Annotated in this window: 17 protein-coding genes, 1 tRNA gene and 1 pseudogene; 11 read left to right on the top strand and 8 right to left on the bottom strand. The window is 60.1% G+C overall.

Going from position 1 to position 17,452, the window contains the following annotated elements; translation table 11 throughout:
• Positions 1–70 precede the first annotated feature (70 nt).
• The 7 genes and pseudogenes from GD606_RS04915 to GD606_RS04940 all read left to right on the top strand — a co-directional run bounded on the left by GD606_RS04915 (position 71) and on the right by GD606_RS04940 (position 5,085).
• Complete coding sequence (locus GD606_RS04915; RefSeq protein ID WP_163300703.1) at positions 71–454, top strand: plasmid mobilization protein; 384 nt, start codon at positions 71–73, stop codon at positions 452–454.
• Positions 451–837, top strand: a pseudogene (locus GD606_RS20900) (relaxase/mobilization nuclease domain-containing protein); the annotation flags it as partial. The gene GD606_RS04915 and the pseudogene GD606_RS20900, both read left to right, overlap by 4 nt.
• A gap of 346 nt (positions 838–1,183) precedes the next feature.
• Positions 1,184–1,714 (top strand): hypothetical protein, encoded by a 531-nt coding sequence (locus GD606_RS20440; RefSeq protein ID WP_246298979.1) that lies wholly within the window; start codon positions 1,184–1,186, stop codon positions 1,712–1,714.
• Between the two features lie 3 nt (positions 1,715–1,717).
• A complete protein-coding gene (locus GD606_RS04925; RefSeq protein ID WP_163300646.1) occupies positions 1,718–1,987 on the top strand; it encodes a hypothetical protein in 270 nt (89 codons plus the stop codon).
• A 268-nt stretch (positions 1,988–2,255) separates the two neighbouring features.
• On the top strand, positions 2,256–2,438 hold the full coding sequence (locus GD606_RS20905) for an integrase core domain-containing protein (protein ID WP_374190888.1): 183 nt from the start codon (positions 2,256–2,258) through the stop codon (positions 2,436–2,438).
• A gap of 101 nt (positions 2,439–2,539) precedes the next feature.
• A complete protein-coding gene (locus tag GD606_RS04935; protein WP_163300701.1) occupies positions 2,540–3,511 on the top strand; it encodes a CBASS cGAMP-activated phospholipase in 972 nt (323 codons plus the stop codon).
• Between the two features lie 8 nt (positions 3,512–3,519).
• Positions 3,520–5,085 carry a nucleotidyltransferase gene (locus GD606_RS04940; RefSeq protein WP_163300700.1) on the top strand — a complete coding sequence of 522 codons (1,566 nt, stop codon included), beginning with the start codon at positions 3,520–3,522 and terminating at the stop codon, positions 5,083–5,085.
• Between the two features lie 229 nt (positions 5,086–5,314).
• Here GD606_RS04940 and GD606_RS04945 read toward each other — a convergent pair whose 3' ends face one another.
• Positions 5,315–6,322, bottom strand: coding sequence for a tyrosine-type recombinase/integrase (locus GD606_RS04945; RefSeq protein WP_163300699.1), 1,008 nt, complete (start codon positions 6,320–6,322; stop codon positions 5,315–5,317).
• 100 nt (positions 6,323–6,422) lie between these two features.
• Positions 6,423–6,509: transfer RNA gene (locus tag GD606_RS04950), tRNA-Leu, on the bottom strand.
• Between the two features lie 126 nt (positions 6,510–6,635).
• On the opposite strand from GD606_RS04950, the gene GD606_RS04955 reads away from it, so the two are divergent.
• The 4 genes from GD606_RS04955 to GD606_RS04970 all read left to right on the top strand — a co-directional run bounded on the left by GD606_RS04955 (position 6,636) and on the right by GD606_RS04970 (position 8,797).
• Positions 6,636–7,319: a DUF554 domain-containing protein gene (locus GD606_RS04955; RefSeq protein ID WP_163300698.1), complete on the top strand. Its 684-nt coding sequence runs from the start codon at positions 6,636–6,638 to the stop codon at positions 7,317–7,319.
• A gap of 63 nt (positions 7,320–7,382) precedes the next feature.
• A complete protein-coding gene (locus GD606_RS04960; protein WP_163300697.1) occupies positions 7,383–7,751 on the top strand; it encodes a hydrogenase maturation nickel metallochaperone HypA in 369 nt (122 codons plus the stop codon).
• A gap of 3 nt (positions 7,752–7,754) precedes the next feature.
• Entirely contained in the window at positions 7,755–8,411 is a 657-nt protein-coding gene (gene hypB / locus GD606_RS04965) for a hydrogenase nickel incorporation protein HypB (RefSeq protein ID WP_163300696.1), read from the top strand.
• A 134-nt stretch (positions 8,412–8,545) separates the two neighbouring features.
• On the top strand, positions 8,546–8,797 hold the full coding sequence (locus tag GD606_RS04970) for an amphi-Trp domain-containing protein (RefSeq protein ID WP_163300695.1): 252 nt from the start codon (positions 8,546–8,548) through the stop codon (positions 8,795–8,797).
• A gap of 42 nt (positions 8,798–8,839) precedes the next feature.
• On the opposite strand, the gene GD606_RS04975 is transcribed toward GD606_RS04970, so the two are convergent.
• From GD606_RS04975 to GD606_RS05000, 6 genes are all read right to left on the bottom strand, one after another.
• Complete coding sequence (locus tag GD606_RS04975) at positions 8,840–11,164, bottom strand: CHASE4 domain-containing protein (protein WP_163300694.1); 2,325 nt, start codon at positions 11,162–11,164, stop codon at positions 8,840–8,842.
• Between the two features lie 379 nt (positions 11,165–11,543).
• On the bottom strand, positions 11,544–11,813 hold the full coding sequence (gene rpsT, locus GD606_RS04980; RefSeq protein WP_163300693.1) for a 30S ribosomal protein S20: 270 nt from the start codon (positions 11,811–11,813) through the stop codon (positions 11,544–11,546).
• Positions 11,814–11,931: 118 nt separating this feature from the next.
• Positions 11,932–14,025, bottom strand: coding sequence for a glycine--tRNA ligase subunit beta (gene glyS / locus GD606_RS04985; protein ID WP_163300692.1), 2,094 nt, complete (start codon positions 14,023–14,025; stop codon positions 11,932–11,934).
• Positions 14,026–14,041: 16 nt separating this feature from the next.
• The gene (gene glyQ / locus GD606_RS04990; RefSeq protein WP_163300691.1) at positions 14,042–14,911 is read right to left on the bottom strand and encodes a glycine--tRNA ligase subunit alpha; all 870 of its coding nucleotides are present in this window, start codon (positions 14,909–14,911) and stop codon (positions 14,042–14,044) included.
• Positions 14,912–14,959: 48 nt separating this feature from the next.
• A complete protein-coding gene (gene recO, locus GD606_RS04995) occupies positions 14,960–15,703 on the bottom strand; it encodes a DNA repair protein RecO (RefSeq protein ID WP_163300690.1) in 744 nt (247 codons plus the stop codon).
• A 124-nt stretch (positions 15,704–15,827) separates the two neighbouring features.
• Positions 15,828–17,306 carry a helix-turn-helix domain-containing protein gene (locus tag GD606_RS05000; protein ID WP_163300689.1) on the bottom strand — a complete coding sequence of 493 codons (1,479 nt, stop codon included), beginning with the start codon at positions 17,304–17,306 and terminating at the stop codon, positions 15,828–15,830.
• Positions 17,307–17,452 lie beyond the last annotated feature (146 nt).

Consider the following 17,452-nt stretch of genomic DNA (forward strand, 5'->3'; position numbering starts at 1 on the left):
CTCTGTCGGGGCTGGCGGGTGGGCTGCGCCCCCCTCGACCCCTGCCAAAGGCATCAAGGCAGGTGACTCCATGAAAGAAACCACACCGAACCGGACCGCCTGGATCAAGCTGCGCGTCACCCCGGCGGAGAAAGAGGCCATCACGGCCAAGGCCGCCGCCCAGGGCCAGACCGTGACGGATTTCATCCGCCAGCGGACCATGGACTACCGCCTGCGCCGAACGCCGCTTGAGAAAGAACGCGTGCGGCAGCTTGCCCGGATCGGCGCGAATTTGAACCAGGTGGCCCGCTGGGCCAACACCTACAAAAGGCGAGCGGAGGCCCTGCAGGTTCTTGCCGCCCTCTTCAGCCTTGAGAGAGAGCTCAGGCGATATGCTGCCCCTGAGAACAGCGACCCGCGAGAAGCCCTTCCCTCCCTGGAGTCAAAACCCTCCGTGGTCACTTTATGTACATGAAAGTCTTTCCGCACGGTCAGGGCTGCGGGGACGCGCCGACGCGCTACCTTGTGCGCCTGGACTACCCACATCGGGACGAGCACCCTCCCGAGGTATTGCGCGGCGATCCGGAGACGACGCGCGAACTGATCGACTCCCTGGACACCAAATGGAAGTTCACGGCCGGGGTGTTGTCCTGGCATCCGGATGATCGGGTGACGCCGGAGCAGGAAACGCGGGTCATGGACGACTTCGAGGCCGTGGCCTTTGCCGGTCTGGAGCCGGACCAGCGCAACATCCTCTGGGTCAGGCATCGCCATGCCAACCACCATGAACTTCACTTCGTCATCCCGCGCCTGGAGCTTTCGAGCGGCAAGTCGTTCAACCCCTGCCCGCCCGGCTGGCAGAAGCACTTCGACGTATTCCGCGACCTGCACAACCACCGGGAAGGCTGGGCCAGGCCGGACGATCCCGCCCGGGCGCGCCTGCGCACTCCCGAACATGCGGACTTACGTAAAGCCCGTCTGGTCCGCTGGGGAAAGACGCCCGGGAAGGATGAACGCGCCGAAGCCAAGGACGCCGTTCACGCCTACCTGCTCATGAAGATCGAAGAAGGCCAAGTCGAAAACCGCGCCGATCTTCTCACGGCCCTACGCGAGGCAGGCCTTGAGATCAACAGGGCCGGCAAGGCCCATGTCACCGTCAAAGACCCGGCAAGCGGGGAAAAACTCCGCCTCAAGGGGGGAATCTATGCAGCAAACTGGCGACTCGCTCGCGTCCCTGACGCAACGGATGCGGGCCAAGACCGAACAGGACCGGCAGGAGATCGAGGCCCTGGCCAGGAAACAATTCAGCGACTTGAGCGAGAGCTTGCGGCAGTCATCGACCGCCGCGCTCGGTACAACCGAAGCCGCTATCCGCGACCGGCTTGGGAGCTTGGAACAGACCATCGCCTCACGCTGCCAAACCCTGAGTTGGGCCTTTGGCAAGAAATGCCTCCAGGCCCTGCTCCTGAGCCTGAGCATGCTCCTGGGGGCGAGCCTTGGCGGCTGGGGCGTGGTGACGCTGCTCACACGCAAGGTCACGGCCCTGCAGAACGAGATTCAGAACCTGCACGCGAGCAAAGCCGAACTGGAGAGCATCGCCGATCAACTGGAAAAACGGACATGGGGATTGCGGCTCCTGGAGAACCAGGATGGACGGTTCATCGTCCTGCCGCCCAAAACTTCGGCCCGTACCGACTGGACGGTGGGCAAACAGAAGGCCGTGAAATTGGAGTAGACCATGAGCGAAATCGAACGCCTTCTCACGAGCACCCTGACCGCGCTGGAACAGGAGCTTCGCCAGACCCAGGAGGCCCAGGCCAAGACCCTGGCCGGGCAGGATCAAACCCTGAGTGCCCACGCCCAGGCCTTGCGCCAAATCCGACAGCAGATTGCCAGCCTGAGCGCCCAGCAACGGGAATCGACGCAGCACTTGCAACGCTTGAGCGAGCTATCCACGCGATTGGAGCCGCTCTTGACGCGCTTGAGCGGCATGCTGGGCGAAAAGTAGGCAGGATGAGCCGGTGGCGAAGCAGGGAGGGAAGTGCCGCCAACAAGCTTGAATATTCTTTATGAAGTTAAAGTTCGCTTGGACAATATCCAATTGGCGTAATGAGCCAAACACGGTCTTAGCCAGAACCTTTACCTCGCTAGGCTTTCCAGTTATAAGTTCGTGACGCTGGCCAAGGAGGCCATCGTCATGAGGAAGAGCCGATTCAGCGAGGAACAGATCATCGGGATTTTAAAGCAAGCCGAGGGCGCATGGGCGGGGTGTCAAACTGGAGTTCACCCGGCCTAGCAAGCCGATGGAAAACGGCCATATCGAAAGCTTCAACGGCCGGTTGCGGGAAGAGTGCCTGAATGCCCAGACCTTCCGCTCGCTGGCCGAGGCAAAAAGGATCATTGAGGACTGGAGGCAGGATTACAACACTTGCGCCCCCACAGCGCTCTTGCCGGTATGAGCCCGGAGGAATACCGAAGAGCCTTTAAAGGGGGAAAACCTGAAACCCAGAGTCCGAACTTATCCGTGGTATACTCGATGGGGTAAGGTCAGGAGTTTGAATTGAAAAAAATCTTATCCATTGACGGCGGAGGCATAAAAGGGGTGTTCCCTGCTGCTTTTCTTGCGGATATTGAAGAAAAACTCAACAAACCTATTATAGACTACTTCGACCTGATCGCTGGCACGTCTACTGGTGGAATTATAGCCCTTGGCTTGGGGCTTGGATTTACTCCTCGAGAAATCCTCTCCATGTATGAAGACAATGCTGAGAAGATATTTCCGCCAAAGAAAAAACAATGCTTTTTTAAACGAAAAACCCCGGAACTTGTAAGGTGTGCCTTTGAAGCCAAATATAGCACTGCCCCATTAAAAGATATTCTGACAAAGAAGTTCGAGGGAAAGTTGCTCGGGCAAAGCACGAAACGCCTGATGATCTGTGCCACTAACCTTGTCACCGGAAAAGTCAACGTCTTTAAAACTGCTCACCATGAACGCCTAGAAACAGATTACAAACGATCTGCAGTTGAAATTGCATTGGCTACATCCGCTGCGCCATATTTCTTTTCCCCATATCAAACCGTATGGGGAGACTCCCTGGTTGATGGCGGACTCTGGGCTAATAATCCGATGGGTTTTGCAGCCGTGGAATCAATCAACTACTTGAACTGGCCCCGTGAAGAAGTTGCAATACTAAGCGTCAGTTGCATTGGAGATGCTCCGGAATTCGCCAAACTGGCCGGGACCGAGCCTGGTGGCAAGGATTGGGGGCTTGGCGTTGTCCAACTGGCGATGGCCAGCCAGAGTCATGCTTCCATGGGAATGGCCATACATGCTCTCGGTGACATGAGCTTGGAACGCATTAAGCGTATTGAACCCATTGTCCCGGCGAAAACTTTCTCCTTGGATGGCACCGACAAGGTGGAATTGCTGAAAGGTCTCGGTCGAGACCAGGCTAAGCATGAGAAAAAGAACCTTGAAAAACTCTTTTTCTCTGAAAAAGTTGAGCCCTTTGTCCCCGTATACAGCCTATAGGTAGAATAATGCTAGATCGTAAACAGCGTGAAATAAATGCATTCCTCAACAAAGTTTCGGAGATTTTGGATATTTCTGAAAAACAGCGCGAGGACGCAGATAAAAGATATACATCCATAGGTGAGTGGTTAGGGCGTGAGGAATCCATCCTTCACGATTTTCAACCCTCAATGTACCCTCAGGGGTCATTTCTCCTGGGCACGGTCATCAGGCCTCTCTCAGAGAAGGACGAATTCGATGTAGATCTTGTCTGTGAAGTGAAGGTATCTAAGGAAAGAAATAGTCAAAAAGTCTTGAAAGATGCAGTTGGGTTAGAAGTTAAAAGTTACAACAAAGCTAACAATTTCAACAGGCCCGCTAAGGAGGGCAAGCGATGTTGGACTTTAGAGTACTCTGAGAGTGCAAAATTCCATATGGATGTTCTCCCAGCAGTTCCAGACGGGGCACGAATGAAGGCTGCACTGGAAAGTATGGGCTTCGACACTTCTTCCCAGACGGATAAGGCCATTGCGATTACTGACAACACACTTCCCAATTATGCCACCAAGGACACGCCGTGGCCTGTCAGTAACCCGCTTGGCTATGCGGAATGGTTCAAATCTCGGATGGAAGTACAGTTTCAAGTCGGACTTGAAATGCTTGCTGAAGCTCGAAAGGCTGACGTCAAGTCGATCCCCGATTATGCGGTCAAAACGCCACTTCAAAGGGCTGTTCAGCTTTTGAAAAGGCATCGTGACATCATGTTCCAAAACGATTGGGACAATAAGCCGATCTCGATCATCATCACAACTTTGGCAGCGATGGCATACAACAACGAAGGCAACTTGCTAGAAGCACTGAGCAGCATCTTACACGGCATGGAATCTCACATCAAAGAGGTGAACGGTCAAGCGGTTATTTCCAACCCCGTGAATCCAGCAGAAAATTTTGCTGATAAATGGCTGAGCAACCCGAAACTCAAAGAGAACTTCTATGCGTGGTTAAGAAGAGTAAAATATGATTTTGAATTTTCTTTCATGACCAGCGACATGAAGTCACTTGCTCAGCACTTGGAAGGAAAGCTGGGACAATCTCCAGTTTTTGAAAGTCTGAGGAACTATGAAGATTCTCAAAATGGAATCATTGGAGCAGTGCCTGTTGGAATTTCGATGATTCTGGAAAATATGAGGACCTGGCTCCTTCCCAAGTACAAAGTTAGACACCGACGCGAACCAGAATGGCCCTCATTGCTTTATCGTAATGTTACAATCCGTGGTGAAATCCAAATTGATGGTGCCTGGAAGCCCATTACTTGCAGTACACACGGATTGCCTAAAGACTGTTCTCTGCGTTTTTTTGCTGAAACTGACACGGTAAAGCCATATCAGGTATACTGGCAGATCGTGAACACTGGAGATGATGCCAGACGCAACAAATGCTTACGTGGAGAATTTAATAAAGGCGCAGCAGGGGTTGGCGGTTTGAAGTGGACTGAAGCCACATTGTATACAGGGATACACTGGGTTGAGTGCTTTGTCGTCAAGGATGGCACTCTTGTAGCCCGAAGCAGCCCACTTGAGGTCAATATAGCTTAACCCACCAGGAGTCTGTGAATTTGGATCACCAACAATACTATTGACTCCCTTTCTCTGTCACACCACATGATCGTTGGCAGGCGAGCCACAGCCGCTTTGGCAGACTGTTGACTGGAGTAGCCCCCATTTGGACCGGACACCCAGGACAAGCCCAACCATCCACATCCTCGTGATGTTTCGTCAAGGCATACGGGCCATAAAAGGGCTTCCCTCTTTATTTCAAATAAAATCACTTGCGCCTGACCTCCCCACGTTTCGCGCCATCCAATCTTGCGGCAAGGTTAGCCGTCCGCAAATGTGTATACCGTGCCAGCATTTGCAGCGTCTTGTGACCGGTAATGGCCTTGATTTCCATCACGTCCAGGTCCGTATGCTCGAAGAATCGGCTGGTGGCCTCGTGGCGCAGGTCATGAAAGTGCAGATCATTCAGCCCGGCGGCACGGCAGGCATCGCCCATCTTGGCTGAGAGGTGATCGGGGCAGAAGGGAAACACCCTCCCGGAGAGGTGACGGGGGAGACCTTGCAATACATCCTTTGCCTCCCGGGAAAGAGGGACCGTCCGGGACTCCTTGTTCTTGGTGTCGTTCAGGCGCACCCTGCTGGCCATGATATCAACATCCTCCCAGCGCAGTCCGACAATCTCGCCACGCCTCATGGCAGTCGCCAACGCGAACCGCACGATGAGCGCAAACTCCGGGGCGCAAGCGGCCAACAACCGTTCCTCTTCTCCCGGCTCCAGTCTCCGTGTGCGCCCCGTCGGCAATTTCGGCTTGGAGGCCAGGGCCACGGGGTTGGTCAGGCTTTCCATTCCCCAGTCCGAGCGAGCGTAGTTGAACAGCCTGGAGAGCAAGGCCAGATCGAGGCGGATTGTGTTCGGAGAAACGCCCTCGGCTTCGCGTTCACGCCGGAAGTCGGCGATATCCTTGGACCGGATCGTCGCCATGATCCGGTGGGCGATGGTTCTCCGCTTAAGCCGGTCAATCCTGTAGATTTCACGCCTGGGGTCTTTCAGGCGAGGCAGATATTCTTCCTCGAAGCGGTCAAGGCACTCGGCAAGCGTATAGGCTTCAGCTTCCTTGGCGGACACGTATTGCCCCTTGCCCATGGTCGCCTCTGTTTCCTTGGCCCACTGTTCGGCCTCAGCCTTGGTGTCGAAGGTCTTGCAGGTTGTGGGATAGCCGCGTTTCCTGATCCGGGCCTCCCACTGGAGATTTCCGCGCTTTCTGATGGTCGCCATGCTCCACCTCCGTGGAGCGGAGTGGAGCAAAATTGGAGCAAAAAAACAAGCGGGCGATCCGGCTTTTCTAGCCTGATCGCCCGCAACCCGCGTCATTGCTTGGTACCGGGAGAGGGACTCGAACCCTCAAGGCCTTGCGACCGCCGGATTTTGAGTCCGGTGCGTCTACCAATTCCGCCATCCCGGCATGTGGAAACAGAGTCTCTATGCGGACGACGCCGTCCTGTCAAGACTCACCCCGCAACCCTTGCCCTCATGGGAGGGAACTGCTACAGCCCAGCCCTCGCGCGGCTTTCGCGACCAAGGAGCGTGCATGATCCCCGTCGGCTCCCTGACCAACGCCGCCGCCATCATCATCGGCGGCGCGGTTGGTCTTTTGCTTCACGGCAGGTTCCCCGAACGTGTCAGAACCATCGTGTTCCAGGCCCTGGGCCTGTGTGTGGCGATCATCGGCCTGCAGATGGCCCTTTTGATGTCCAAGCCCCTTTTGGTCATCTTCAGCCTCATCCTGGGCGGCGTGGCCGGGGAGCTTGTCGACATCGAATCCCATCTGGAACGCCTGGGCGACCGGGTCAAGGCCCTGGCCCGCTCGAAAAACACCCTGTTCACCGACGGCTTCGTCACCGCCTCCCTCATCTATTGCGTGGGCTCCATGGCCATTTTGGGCTCCTTCGACGAGGGCCTGCGCGGCGACCCCACCATCCTTTTGACCAAGGCCATGCTCGACGGCTTCGCCTCGGTGGCCCTGGCCTCCACCTATGGCGCAGGCGTCCTGTTTTCCAGCGTCCCCGTGTTTTGCTACCAGTACGGCCTGACCCTCGTGGCCGGGGCCTTCCAAAGCTTTTTCACCGAGGCCATCATGGCCCAGATCACGGCCGTGGGCGGCATCCTGATCGTCGGCATCGGCATCAATCTGCTGGGCATCCTCAAAATCAGGATTTCGAACCTGTTGCCCTCCCTGGTCGCCATCGTGGTCCTGAGCCTTCTTTTCCTGTAATTCCCCGCCAAAAAGGGCGGGATTTCTTTACGCCGCGCCCCAAATCCGGTACACCCCCCACCCATGCATGAACTTTCCATTGCCCAAAGCCTGTTGGCCATCATCCGCGAGGAAATGCAAAAACACGGCTCGCCCCGCCTGATCTCCGTCAAGGTCAGGCACGGCCGCCTGTCGGCCATCGTCCCGGACGCCCTGGCCATGTCCTTCGAGGCCCTGACCATGGACACCGCCCTGGCCGGAGCCCGCCTGGACACGGAGGAGATCCCCCTGGTCCTGGCCTGCCGGGCCTGTGGCACGAAGTTCTCGCCGGAATCGAGCGACTACGTGTTCGCCCCCTGCCCGGCCTGCGGCGAGGAACTGGGGCATACCGTGGTCTCCGGCAAGGAACTCTACATCGAATACCTGGAACTCGACGAAGCACAAGGAACGTAAGCCATGCAAATCCCCGTCATCCGCAACATCCTTGAGGCCAACGCCCGCGTCTCCGACGATCTGAAACGGCTGTTCGCCGAAAAAGGCATCCTGGCCCTCAACCTCATGAGTTCCCCTGGGGCCGGCAAGACCACCCTCCTGGAACGCACCCTCACGGACCTGGCGTCCGAATTCTCCATGGCCGTCATCGAAGGCGACCTGCAAACCGACAATGACGCCCAGCGCGTGGCCGCCACCGGGGCCCAGGCCGTGCAGATCAACACCGAAGGCGGCTGCCACCTGACCAGCGCCCAGGTTCTGGCGGCCTGCAAGGAACTCAACCTGGACGGGTTGGACATCCTTTTTATCGAAAACGTGGGCAACCTGGTGTGCCCGGCGGAATTCGACGTGGGCGAGGACCACAAGATCACCCTGCTCTCGGTCACCGAAGGCGACGACAAGCCGGAAAAATATCCCCTCATGTTCAACATCTCCTCGGCCCTTCTGCTCAACAAGACCGATCTGTTACCCTATGTGGATTTCAGCCTGGAGCGGGCCTCGAACTTCGCCCGGGGCTTAAACGCGGACATCAAGGTCTTTCCCGTGTCCTGCCGGGCCCGGGAAGGCCTCGACGCCTGGTACGACTGGCTGCGCGCCGCCCGGGCGGCAAAAAAGGGCTGATGCGCGTCGCCTCCCCCAGGCGCGGCGTGACCAGCAGCGGACAACGACCAGTCACGCAATCGCCATGACAACCGGCGGCGATGTGGATAGTGTCGGGGCAATCGGCAACCCAAGCCCGCCAGGAGAAAACGACCATGAGCGAAAAAAACGTATTGTTCGAGTCCGAAGGCAAAGCCCTGACCTATGACGCCGGGGTGCTTTTGCGCCGTATTGCGGACGGCCTGTGCAAGGGACAGATCGAACTCGACGGGGAGTCGGAAGCTGTCTGCATCCCCCTGGCCAACGACGTATCGATGGAGATAAAGATCAAGGACAAGGCCAAAGGCGAGGCCTGCAAGCGGGTTTTGGAAATCGAGATGAAGTGGTTGGTTCCCAAGCCCGAATAGAGAACCTCCGGGAACATCCGGTTCGTTGCAGCCGCCCTGTCGTCAAGACGGGGCGGCTGTTTTCGTGTCCGGCCCGTCGAGGCTTCCGCCAACGCGGGAAGCCAGGCGCCCGCCGGGCAGGAAAATATGAAACGAACTTCCCCGGCCGACCTCGGATTCGGCCCAGATGCGGCCGCCGTAGTGCCGGATGATATTGCGGCAGATGGCCAGCCCAAGGCCCGTGCCCCGGGGCTTGTTCTCCAGGATGTCCCCCTGGGCGGACTGGCGGAATTTTCCGAAAATCGACTCCAGATCCTCCTTGGGAACGCCCATGCCCTCGTCGCTCACGGTCAGGCGCAGTCCGTCGCCGTCGCGGGAGGCCATGATGCGCACCACGCCCTTGTCCGTAAATTTGGCCGCGTTGGAGAGCAGATTGATGAGCACCTGGAGCATGCGATCCGGGTCGGCGTAGATATCCGGCAGATCGTCGGGCACATCCAGGGCCAGGCATATGCTGTGCTTTTCCTCGAAAAGACCGCGTACGGCGTCCACGCCCCTGGCCACCAGGTCGGCGACCGGGAGCCTGGTGTCGCGCCATTCCATCCTCCCGGACTCGATCTTGGACAGATCCAGGAAATCGTTGAGCAGCATGGTCAGACGGTCGCTCTCCTTGATGATGATGCTGAGGTTGCCGTCGATGCGCACGTATTTGCCGGTCACTCCCTGGCTGGTTTTGCCCAGGCGGGCCAGATCCTTGCGAATGAGCGAGGCAAAGCCCCGGATGGAGGTCAGGGGGGTGCGCAGTTCGTGGGAGACGCTGGACAAAAACGCGGATTTGAGCCGATCCAGCTCCAAAAGTCGTTTGTTGGCCTCAACCAGCTCCCTGGCCTTGTCCTCCAGGGCGCTGGTGCGCTCGGCCACCAGCCGTTCCAGCTTGCGACTGAATTCGGCCAGGGCCTCCTCGGCCCGCTTGCGGTCGGTGAGGTCGATCATGGACACGATGCACATATCCGTCCCGGCGATCATGGCCACGGTCAGGGACACATAGCGGATATCCTGGTCGCGTCCCAGGAACCGGCAGTCGATGCTTCCGGGCAGGGGGCGCTCGGCGCCCGCCCGTCTGCGAAAAAAATCCTCAATGGCCAGGGCGTCGAAATCCAGGGTGAAATCCTTCCAGTTTTTGCGATGCTCCACTTCCTCCCGGGAAAAGCCGGACAGCCGCTCGAATTCCGCGTTGACCAACTCAATGAGCGACGTTTCGGTGTTGACCAGGATCATGGCCGTGGCCGTGTTCAAAAAGAGGGAGCGGTATTTCCCCTCGGAGATCTCCAAGGCCTCCTGGGTCTTTTCCAGACGGTCGAGCATGTCGTTGATGCTGTCGGAAAGCCGGGCCAATTCGTCGTTGCCGGACAGAGCCACACGCCGCTCTCCTGCGTGACGGACGCCGATGGTTCCGGCCTGCCGTTCGAGGATCCCCAGGCGGGAGATCACCCGGCGCTCCAAAAAGGCCAGAAGCACGGCGGCGAAGGCCAGCCCGGCCAGAAAAATCGCGGCCAGGGTGTAGCGCAGCATGTCCTGCCCCTGGCGGTAGATGTCCCGGGGCATGGCCAAGGACAAAAGCAGGGCGGGTTCCCCAAATAGATCGCGGATCAGGGCATATCCAGCTGTCTCCGTATCCCCCGGGGAGGTCTTCACCACCGGAACGGGTCCATCCGTGGTGCGCAGGGCGTCGGCCGTCTTTGCGTCCAGGGAGGCTGTCGACATGAGGCTGAAGGAAAGATCCAGGCGGGTCAGCTGCGACAACCTGGACACCTCCATGTCTCCGAAGTGGCTTCCCATGAGCAGGTAGCCACGGTGCGGCCCTGTGGCGTCGCTTTTGAGGAGAGGATGGATGGCCACCAGATACGCGCCCTGGGGAAGAAGCAAAATGCCATCCTTGGGCGCGCCGTCCTCGACGCCAGAAAGGCGCTGCACGGCGGATTCACATATCTCGCGAAGCGGCGGCGATAAGGGCTCGGGCGCCAACTGACCGGGTTCCCTGAATTTTCCCCAGACCACGCTGCCGGTTACGTCGAAAAAAAGGATGATGTCGAGGTTTTGATGCACGAAGGTTTCCGGCGTGAGGTTGCTTTGGACAAATTCCTCGCCGGGTTCGACCACAAACGCATAGGCGTCGTCCCAGTTGGCCCAGTCCGTGGCCAAAAGCCCCAACTGGGCCAGGCGGGCCATCAGGGCGTTGACGCCCCGCTCCACGTTTTGTCTGGTGATCTCGTTTTCCAGGGACAGGAAGCGATCCAGGATGATGAACCGCGAGGTGGCGTATAAGGCCACGAGCAAAACAGCGAGGGTAAGCCCGGTCAGAAGGATGGTCGCACGGCGAAGTCCCATAAAAAACCTGCTCGAAATCGGATAGAAACCTCGTTCGGGACACCGGACGATTCCGCCCGGCCTGCAAAAACCGCCGCAAAACCGCCGGACGGCCTCTCAGGCGACAGGGGATTCGAACCACGTCGTTATCCCCGGTCGCCGTCGCCGCATAGGGAACGCTATACGGTACAGAGGCCTAATTGACCAGGGAATGGGTGAAAAAAAAGAGACCTCCCCGGCGTGACCCGCCGGAGAGGCCTCTGCGCCGTCACGGCCCGGAAACGAAGGCCCCTGCTGCGGCGTTTTGGAAACCAGAAAAACCGGGGAATCGAAAATACTTTCGATTCCCCGGGGCTGCAAGAAGTCACGAGCCGGAGGCGTCCCCGTACGGGACAGACGCTTAGGCTGTTTTCAGCGAGTTGACGGCCACGGTCAGGCGGGAAATGTTGCGCGCCGCCTTCTTCCAGTGGATGACCTTCTTGGTGGCCGCCCTGTCCAGCACCGAGGAAGCGGACAGCAGGGCCTTTTCAGCGGCCTCGGCGTCCTTTCCGGTCACGGCCTGGCGCACGGCCTTGATGGCGTTTTTGACCCGGGTCTTGACCATGCGGTTGCGGTCACGGGCCTTTATGCTCTGCTTATGCCTTTTGATCGCGGACTTATGATTAGCCAAGGATATCTCCTCCATTCATTGCGTGCTTAAAAAAAAGTCATTTAAGAAAAACAGCATCGCCTGTCAAGAGCGCAACGCCTGGATCACGTAAAAAAACACCCCGGCGGCCGGTCCTCCATCACACCTGCAAGGCCGCAAAATCCGCCAGCCGCGACAGGCGCGACACCAGCGACATGAGCAGATTCAGGCGGTTGGTCCGCAAGGCCGCATCCTCGCACATGACCATCACCGAATCGAAAAAGGCATCCACAAAGGGCCGCAATTCGTGCAACAGATCGAAGAGCGCCCGGTATTCGTCGGCGGCGAACAGCGCGTCCATGCGCGGGAAGACCTCGACGAACTTGTCGTGGAGCCGTTTTTCAGCCTCCTCGGCCAAAAGCGAGGTCACAACCGCACCGGTCAGGGGATGTCCGGCCTCGGCCCCCTGTTTGCGGATGATGTTGGCGGCTCGTTTGAAGGTCAAGACCGCCTGCCCGAAGTCCGGGGTGGCCGCAAAGGCGGTCAGGGCGTCGATGCGGGCCGAAAGCGCGAAGATGTCCTCGTATCCCGCCCCCACGGCCGCCTCCACCACCAGGGTGTCCCGGCCAAGACCCGTAAAATAGGCCCGCAACCGCTGGCCGAAAAAGTCCAGGAGCCTGGCCAGGGCATGGGTGGGGGTGGTTTTGAAGGAGACGCCCTGGTAGCCCTCGAAGGCCGCCTGGATCAGCTCCGGCAGATTCAGGCGCAGCCCATGCTCGATGACGATTCGGCAGATGCCCAGGGCCTGACGCCGCAGGGCGTACGGATCGGCCGCCCCGGTGGGAACCAGCTCCATGCCGAAACATCCGGCCAGGGTGTCGATCTTGTCGGCCACGGCCACGAGCGCGCCGCAGACCGTGGAGGGAATGGGACTTTCCGGCCCGACAGGCAGATACTGTTCGGCTACGGCGGCGGCCACCGCCTCGTCCTCGCCTTTTTCCCGGGCATAGATGCCGCCCATGATCCCTTGCAGTTCGGCGAATTCCCCAACCATCTCGGAAACGAGATCAGCCTTGGCCACTCGTCCGGCCCGGGCGGCCTGCGCGGCCAGGGACGGATCGACCATTCCGGCCAGACGGCCGCACAGCGCCTCCAGGCGGCGGGACTTGTCGCCCATGCTGCCGAGCCCGGCCAAAAAGACCACGCTCTCCAGGCGGCCGAGCCAGCCCGATACCTCGGCGGCCAGATCCGCCTCCCAGAAAAACCGGGCGTCTTCCAGGCGCGCCCGCAAGACCCGCTCCCAGCCCTTGCGCACCAGATCCAGACTTTGCCCCGGATCAAGTCCCAGGGTGGTCAGGAAGCAGGGCAAAAGCCGCCCCGTTGCGTCCTCGACCCCGAAGCTTTTTTGGTGGCTCTCCATGCTGGTCAACAGCACTTCCTTGGGAACCGCCAGGAATTTTTCGTGAAAACGGCCCATGGCCACCACCGGATATTCCGTCAGTCCCGTGACTTCCGCCAAAAGCGAGGGTTTGATGATGGCCCGTCCCCCGATCTCCGCAGCCAGGGTCTCGGCCTGGGAACGGATAATGGTCTCGCGCTCGGCCGGGTCCGCGACCACCTGGCCCTTTTCCCGGAGGATGGCCGCATGGGCGTCGGCATGGGGCACGTCGAACGGCCCCGGCCCCATGATGCGGTGCCCCCGGGTGGTCCGCCCCGAGACCACGCCCGCGATCTCAAAGGGGATCACGGCGTCGTCCAAAAGGGCCACGAACCAGTGGATGGGGCGGCCGAAGGCGAAATCGCCGCTGCCCCAGCGCATTTTCTTTGGGAAAGTCAGCCCCTTGACGCACCAGATGCAGATGTCCGGCAAAAGCGCGGCGGCGGCCTCGCCGCCGGTGGTCTTGCGCACGGCCAGATAGCGTCCCTTGTCCGTTTCCAAAACGAAGGCCTCGGCCATGTCCACACCCTGGGTGCGGCAAAACCCCAGAGCGGCCTTGCTGGGCGCGCCGTCCGGCCCGAAGGCCACCTTTTCCGGCGGGCCGCTGACCACCTCTTCCTCGCGGCGGGTCACGGCATCCATACCCGTGACGGACACCCCGAGGCGTCTGGCGGTGACAAAGGGGCGGATGCGCTCGAAGCCGATCCGGGCCTGGGTCAGACGTTGGGAAAAAATCGCTTCGATCTCCGAGGAAAGCCCGGATAAAAAGCGGGCGGGCATCTCCTCGAAACCGATCTCAAACAGAAAATGGGGCATGACCGGTCCTTTTTCGTTAGGCGACAAGCATGGGATAGCCGAGTTCCTCGCGCTGGGCGGCGTAGAGCCGGGCCAGGGACGAGGCCAGGGCGCGCACCCGGGCGATGTAGCCCGTGCGCTCGGTGATGGAGATGGCCCCCCGGGCCTGGAGCATGTTGAAGGCGTGGGAGCACTTCAGGCAATAATCGTAGGCCGGCCAGGGCAGCGCAAGCTCGCACAGCCGACGGCATTCGGCCTCGCAGGCGTTGAAAAAGGACAACAGCATGGCGGCGTCGCTTTTCTCGAAATTGTAGGTGGAATGCTCGAACTCGGCGCGGTGATGCACATGGCCGTAGGTCACCTGGCCGTTCCAGGACAGGTCGTAGACCGACTCCTTTTCCTGGAGGTACATGGTCAGCCGCTCCAGGCCGTAGGTCAGCTCCACGCTGACCGGCGACAGGTCGATGCCGCCCACCTGCTGGAAATAGGTGAACTGGGTGACCTCCATGCCGTTGAGCCAGACCTCCCAGCCCAGCCCCCAGGCCCCCAGGGTGGGCGACTCCCAGTCGTCCTCCACGAAACGGATGTCGTGGCGCGAGGGATCGATGCCCAGGGCCTTGAGGCTTTGCAGATACAACTCTTGGACGTTGTCCGGCGAAGGCTTGAGAACGACCTGAAACTGGTAGTAATGCTGCAGGCGGTTGGGATTCTCGCCGTAGCGGCCGTCCGTGGGCCGTCTTGAAGGCTCGACATAGGCGACCCGCCAGGGCTCGGGGCCGATGACCCGGAAAAACGTGGCCGGATTGAAGGTGCCGGCCCCGACCTCGATGTCGTAGGGCTGGGCCACCACGCATCCGGCGTCGGCCCAGAAACGCTGCAAGGTCAAGATGACGTCCTGAAAATGCATTCCGTTCTCCATGCCCCCGCGTGCCGGGTCTCCCCGGATGCGGCGGCGTCAGTTTTTGACAAAGGTTCCGTGTTCCCAGGAAAGTCCCAGGTGGTAGGTGACGAAACGATCCAGCAGCCGGGAGAACTCCCCCGCCGCCGCCGACGACGGGGCGAGCCCACCCCACGTCGCCGGTCCCGCCCGGCGCACGGTCTCCAAAAGCGTCACCGTCTCACGGCCAAGCCGGACGAAGGTTCCGCGCCCCGGCCGGTGGCAGGCCGGACACAAAAACCGCCCTTCCTCCACATGAAACACGGCGCCCGGCAGATCGGCGCCGGTCACGCCGCAGGCGTGACAGACGGACAGGGAGGGGAAAAAGCCCTGGTCGCAAGCCACCCTGGCCCGGAAATACACGGGAAAAAGCCGTGGCGGCGCGGGTTCGTCCGAAAGGGCCGCCAGGCTCTCCAGAAGCATGTCGTGAGCCGCCCGCGCCCCGGGAGGGGGAACCTCCACGGCCTCGAAAAATTTCAGACAGTTGACGGCCATGCCCAGGCGTCCCGGCTCCGCTCGCAGCCGACCATGTCCGTTGACGAGCTGCCCCTCCAAAAGGGTGTGGTAGGCCCGCCCGCTTTTGACCTTGAAATGGACGTGATTGAAGACGTCCAGACAGCCGCAAAACCGTCTACGGCTGCGGCAGCCTCCAAAGGCGAAGGCGGTATAGACGCCGCGCGAGGGCGAAAAAAGCCGCACCCAGGCATCTATTTCCCGAAAACGGCCCACCCGCAAAACGAGAGCCTTCTCGGAAAATTCCATTCCCCGCTCCTCGCGTCAGAACCATCCGCTGCATGCCGCACAGGCCTTTTCGGCCGCTTCCGGTCCACATGGACCCCGCACCACCGTACTCCCGTCTTCGCTACGGCTCCCCGGCGTCATGGCCTCAGGAATTGGGGAAACGGACGGTCTTGGCCTCACCCCGCTGGGTGCTCACGGGCATCTCCTGCCCCTCGTGACGGAAAATCACGCTGCTGGGATTGCCGAGCCGGACCTCGATCTTTTCCTTGTACGGCTCGGTCAGGGTCTGCCCTTTCTTGACGAACACCTCTTTGGGCTTGCCGCCGTCGACCGTCACAATGACCCAGCTGCCGTCCGCACCGGTGATCTCCAGGCTGCGGGAACCGGCCGGGCCTGCGGCTGCCCCCTCGGCGGGAGGCGTCGCTGCCGGGGCCGAAGAAGACGCCACGGGGGGCGCTGCGGGCGGAGCGACCGTCACGGTGGAGGGTGGCGCGACCGCGCCGGGGATGGCCTTTGCCGACGGCGATCCGGCCGGGGCGGCGGGCGCGCCGACAGGTGGTTTCGCAGTCATCGGCACCTGGGTCGTCGACGAGTTGGACGCGGCCTGCTGGGGTTCGCCGTTCCCCTTGGCCACGAATTTCAGCGTCTTGACCTCGCCCGGGCCTGCCTGCAACGGATAGTTCTTGTCGTCGTAACGGACTTCCACGCCGCCGGCGTTGCCCAGCCGGACCAGCAGGGACTCGTTGAAATTGCCGACGAACCGTTTCCCCTTGGTCAGCATGATCCCCTTGGTGGCGCCGCCATCCACCGAAACGTCGATCCAACATTCGGCCAGAGCAAGGATGGTCACGGAATGGGCGCCATGTTCCCCGAGCACGATATCCGGCGACAGGGACGGATCGGCGGGCTCTTCCGCATCCGCCGCCGATACGGCCTCGGCTGTCGGGGCGGCAGGCTCCGTTGTCAACGCAAGGGGCGCTCCAGGCGGACTGACCGCCAACGGCTGCGAGGATGCCGGTTGACCGGCGACGGGCGCTGTGGGCGTCATGCTTCCCGGGGCCGCAGTCGACGGGGCTGTCTCGGAAGGCGCCGTCACGGCCTGGGAATCACCCGCGCTCCCGGGCTTGATTTGGGAATCCTGATCCGGCAACGATCCCTTGGCAAGTCCGGGGGCGGACGCCTGGGACGAGGGGGCGGGGGGCGTCGTCCGCCCGGTATGAAACGGCGTCAATGAAAAAAACCACAGTACGGCCACAACGACAACCAGGATGGCGGCCGCCACGATGACGTAGCGCAGATACCCGCCCCCCCCGTTTCGGACGATCGTGGCCTGGGTGATCGATTCGTTCAATTCATGTTGCGGCGTCAGATTGGAATCCGGCATGACGCCCACGGCCTCTGAAAACGCATCGCCGATCTCTTCGGGATCAAGGTCGAGCAACTTAGCGTAGTTTTTGATAAACCCCTTGGCGTACACCGGATGGGGAAGTCCGTCCTTATCGCCTTCTTCAATGGCGATCAGGCAGGCTCTCCCTATCTTGATCCTATCGATGACATCATTGTCCGATAGGCCGCGTCGTTCTCGCTCCGCTTTCAGCAAAGCTCCCAATTCGCGTAAATCCATATTCGATTACTCCCTAAGCGTGAACGTGCAGGAACCATGAGGTTTCCCTGCTCGTTTTGCCTGTCTTCGGGGCAGTTCCCCAGAGGGCCTGCGGTCGGTACAGGGCCGCATATGCCCATCCTTCCGGGATAAAATGGCGAGACATG

The sequence above is a fragment of the Desulfolutivibrio sulfodismutans DSM 3696 genome (genome assembly GCF_013376455.1).
In the GTDB taxonomy this organism is placed as follows: domain Bacteria; phylum Desulfobacterota; class Desulfovibrionia; order Desulfovibrionales; family Desulfovibrionaceae; genus Desulfolutivibrio; species Desulfolutivibrio sulfodismutans.

Bases quoted from the DNA above. Each gene is read 5' to 3' on its own strand.
- GD606_RS04915 (WP_163300703.1), top strand. From the start codon at position 71: ATGAAAGAAACCACACCGAACCGGACCGCCTGGATCAAGCTGCGCGTC.
- GD606_RS20440 (WP_246298979.1), top strand. From the start codon at position 1,184: ATGCAGCAAACTGGCGACTCGCTCGCGTCCCTGACGCAACGGATGCGG.
- GD606_RS04925 (WP_163300646.1), top strand. From the start codon at position 1,718: ATGAGCGAAATCGAACGCCTTCTCACGAGCACCCTGACCGCGCTGGAA.
- GD606_RS04940 (WP_163300700.1), top strand. From the start codon at position 3,520: ATGCTAGATCGTAAACAGCGTGAAATAAATGCATTCCTCAACAAAGTT.
- GD606_RS04945 (WP_163300699.1), bottom strand. From the start codon at position 6,322: ATGGCGACCATCAGAAAGCGCGGAAATCTCCAGTGGGAGGCCCGGATC.
- GD606_RS04955 (WP_163300698.1), top strand. From the start codon at position 6,636: ATGATCCCCGTCGGCTCCCTGACCAACGCCGCCGCCATCATCATCGGC.
- GD606_RS04960 (WP_163300697.1), top strand. From the start codon at position 7,383: ATGCATGAACTTTCCATTGCCCAAAGCCTGTTGGCCATCATCCGCGAG.
- hypB (WP_163300696.1), top strand. From the start codon at position 7,755: ATGCAAATCCCCGTCATCCGCAACATCCTTGAGGCCAACGCCCGCGTC.
- GD606_RS04970 (WP_163300695.1), top strand. From the start codon at position 8,546: ATGAGCGAAAAAAACGTATTGTTCGAGTCCGAAGGCAAAGCCCTGACC.
- GD606_RS04975 (WP_163300694.1), bottom strand. From the start codon at position 11,164: ATGGGACTTCGCCGTGCGACCATCCTTCTGACCGGGCTTACCCTCGCT.
- glyS (WP_163300692.1), bottom strand. From the start codon at position 14,025: ATGCCCCATTTTCTGTTTGAGATCGGTTTCGAGGAGATGCCCGCCCGC.
- glyQ (WP_163300691.1), bottom strand. From the start codon at position 14,911: ATGCATTTTCAGGACGTCATCTTGACCTTGCAGCGTTTCTGGGCCGAC.
- recO (WP_163300690.1), bottom strand. From the start codon at position 15,703: ATGGAATTTTCCGAGAAGGCTCTCGTTTTGCGGGTGGGCCGTTTTCGG.
- GD606_RS05000 (WP_163300689.1), bottom strand. From the start codon at position 17,306: ATGGATTTACGCGAATTGGGAGCTTTGCTGAAAGCGGAGCGAGAACGA.